This is a genomic window from Methylobacter sp. BlB1 (assembly GCF_015476545.1).
Taxonomy (GTDB): domain Bacteria; phylum Pseudomonadota; class Gammaproteobacteria; order Methylococcales; family Methylomonadaceae; genus Methylobacter.
On record NZ_JADMKV010000224.1, the window covers coordinates 1 to 581 of the forward strand.

1 protein-coding gene is annotated in these 581 nt (G+C 70.1%); it reads left to right on the forward strand.

Annotation, left to right across the window (positions count from 1 at the left end; translation table 11 throughout):
- Positions 1 to 60: 60 nt before the first annotated feature.
- Positions 61 to 581, forward strand: a 521-nt coding sequence (locus IT781_RS22135; protein WP_194972322.1) for a sigma-70 family RNA polymerase sigma factor, incomplete at its 3' end; no start/stop codon positions are given.

Below are 581 nucleotides of genomic sequence, written 5' to 3' on the forward strand. Positions count from 1 at the left end.
GCGTTGCCTACCCTGTGAACGACTGCGCACTGGGAGGCGCGCGGGAGGGAGCAGGCACTGATGGACCTGTCCTGGCTTCGCCCGGACCCGGTCGGTCTGGAACGGCTGCGCCATGCCCTCGCGACGGTGCTCCTCGCCGAGCCGGCCCTGGCCTCCGGCATCCTGCTCAGCGAGACCGCGACGTCCTCGCCGCGCCCCGGCGGCGGGCACCGCGGTGACGACCACGACCAAGCGGTCTCCAGCGCCGACGACGAGGCCGAGCGCACGCGTCTGATCGCCCTCGTCGAGCTCGCCCGCGAGGGCGACGCAGAGGCGTTCGGACAGCTCTTCGACCACTACCACTCCCAGGTCTTCCGCTTCCTCTACTACCGCCTCGGGTCGGTCCCGCTCGCCGAGGACCTCTGCTCGGAGACCTTCTTCCGGGCACTGCGCTCGATGACGTCGTTCACCTGGCAGGGCAAGGACTTCGGGGCCTGGCTGATGACCATCGCCCGCAACCTCACGCACGACCACTACAAGTCCGGTCGCAACCGGCTGGAGCAGACCACCGAGGACCTCACGACCCTCGACCGCACCACCGA